This window comes from Candidatus Electronema sp. TJ, from assembly GCF_048287355.1.
Taxonomy (GTDB): Bacteria; Desulfobacterota; Desulfobulbia; order Desulfobulbales; family Desulfobulbaceae; genus Electronema.
In genome coordinates, this window is sequence record NZ_JBLWEP010000052.1 from 1 (window position 1) to 2,640 (window position 2,640).

Annotated in this window: 1 protein-coding gene; it reads right to left on the bottom strand. The window is 64.8% G+C overall.

The features are described 5' to 3' along the window. Positions 1–2,562, bottom strand: a 2,562-nt coding sequence (locus ACNKID_RS05630) for a cobyric acid synthase (protein ID WP_417912457.1), incomplete at its 3' end; no start/stop codon positions are given. Between the last annotated feature and the right edge of the window lie 78 nt (positions 2,563–2,640).

Sequence of the window (2,640 nt, forward strand, 5' to 3'; positions counted from 1 at the left end):
CAGCAGCCGGTGCAGTCTGTCTATGTCCAAGTGCTGCCGCAGCGCGTCCGCCAGCCGGTCAAGAGCAGGCTCGATGTCATAGCGTGTTCCTGCGCCGTCCAAGGCGGCCAGCCCCTTGCGCAGGCGCAGGCGGTTGATCAGCCAGCGGCGGAAGATGTCGGCATCAAAGATGCCATGCAGGTAGCTGCCCCAGATTCTGCCGCTGCGGTCCGCGCAGCCGCAGATGTCGCCGCTCTCAAAGGAAAGCAGTGCCGCCGCAGCCGTCTGGCTCAGGCCATGATGAATCTCATAGCCGCGCACAAGCTGGCCGGAAGGCAGATGAATGCCCCGCCTGCGGCTGAGGGTCTTCTCTTCTGCCAGCTCGGTGCTCAGATCGAGCAGGCCGAGGCCGCCGCTGAGGCTACCTGGACTCCCCTCCAAGCCGTGCGGGTCGGACACCGAATGACCAAGCATCTGGAAGCCGCCGCAGATGCCGATGATCTCCGCGCCTGCCTCGGCCAGCCCGCGCACAGCCTCGTCCAAGCCGCCCGCCTTCAGCCAGGCAAGATCAGCCGGAACATTCTTGGAGCCGGGCAGAATGACGCAGTCCGGCTGCCCCAAGTCCTCAGCCTTCCGCACAGTCCGCAGCCAGACATCCGGCTCGGCCAGCAGCGGCTCCAGATCGGTGAAGTTGGAGATATGCGGCAGGTCAATCAGGGCAATCTCAATATGCGGCCCGGCAGGCTGCGGGCGGTCGCACACGCCTGCCTTGAAGCCGACCGAATCCTCCTGCGGCAGGCCAAGCTCAGGCAGCCAGGGCACCACGCCAAAGACCGGCCTGCCTGTGCGCCGCTCCAGAAAGCGGTGCGCGTCGCTCAGGAGCGAGGCATCGCCCCGGAAGCGGTTGACAATGAAACCGGCCAGCAGCCTGCGCTCCCACGGCACCATCACCTCGACATGGCCGACAAAGGAGGCGTAGACCCCGCCCCGGTCTATGTCGCCGATCAGGAGGGCCGGAGCTTGGGCGTGCTGGGCCATGCGCATGTTGACGATGTCGTGCGCCTTGAGGTTGACTTCTCCCGGACTGCCTGCGCCCTCCAGGATCATGCAGTCGTGCTTGGCGGCCAGATTGTCGTAGGCGGCGCAGACTGTCCGCCAGGCCTCCTCCTTGTAGCGCACATACTCGGCCACGCGCATGTTGCCGACCGGCTTGCCCAATACTATAACCTGACTGCCTAGCTCCGAGTTCGGCTTGAGCAGGATCGGGTTCATGCGCACATCCGGGTCAAGACGGCAGGCCTGAGCCTGCACAGCCTGAGCGCGGCCTATCTCACCGCCGTCTTTGGTCACGCAGGAATTGAGGGACATGTTCTGGGCCTTGAAGGGCGCGACCCGCAGGCCGTCTTGCAGCAGCATCCGGCACAGTCCGGCGGCAATCACGCTCTTGCCCACGTCTGAGCCAGTGCCAAGCAGCATCAGGGCCGGGGTCTTGCGTCGGCTCTGATGCGTCGGCTGCTTGCTGGGCATCAGCTCGGCCCGCAAGGCTTCGACCAAGCGGCTGTTCTCCTCTTCTGAACGCACTGCGATGCGGAAATACTGGCTGTCCAAGCCCTCGTAGTCTGTGCAGACGCGAATGGCGATCTTGAAATCCAGCAGCAGCCTTTCCGCCAGCTTGGCCGCAGTGATCCGCTCTTGCAGGCGCAGGAGCAGGAAGTTGGCCGCACCCTCAGTAACCCGGATCTGCGGCAGCTCTGCGGCTATGTCCCGGCAGAGCTGCTCCCGGCAGCGGCGCACGCTTTCCCGGCTCTGACGGATGTAGTCCTCCTCGCCCAAGGCAAAGGCTCCGGCAGCCTGGGCCAGCGTGTTCACCGCCCAGGGCGCAATCTGGCTGCGGACGGTCTCGCAGTGCTGCTCCGCAGCGGCAAGGAAGCCCAGACGCAGGCCCGGCACAGCGTAGATCTTGGTCAGAGAGCAGAGGGTGATGATGTTCTCCCGGCAGCAGGCCACGCTCTCATAGCCCTCGACAAAGCCGGCGAAAGCCTCGTCAACAAGGAAGAGCGTCTCCGGGCAGCGGTCGGCCAAGGCCAGCAGCTTGTTCCGGTCTGTCAGCTTGCCGGTGGGGTTGTTCGGCTGGCCGAGAATGAGCAGGTCGCCTGGACGAAGGATGCCGTAGATGGCGCGCATGTCTGGCTGAAAGCCCTCCTCCTCCGGCAGCGGCACAGCCAGCACCTTGACCCCGGCCTTGGCGCAGGCGTGACGGTAGTCAACATAGGCGGGCACAGGAATTACCGCCCGCTGCGGCTTGAAGGCGCGGACAGCCGCGTGAAGCAGCTCGGAGGTGCCGTTGCCGACGATGATCTGTCCAGACGCGATCCGATGGCGGTTGGAAATGGCTTTGATCAACTCGGACGCGTCAGGGTCAGGATAGTGGACTATCTCCTGCATCCGCGCCGCCAGCACGTGCCAGAGCTGCTCAGGCGGCCCGAGCGGGTTGATGTTGGCGCTGAAATCGAGCACTTCTTCCGGCTTGCAGCCGCAGCGGGCCGCAAGGTCGTGCAGGTTGCCTCCATGCGTGTTTTTCATGAGCGCAGCTCCAGTGCCGCAAAGGGCGGCAGTTCGAGGATGTCCATAAAGCTGGAGACATGCCAGCGGGCCTCCAGC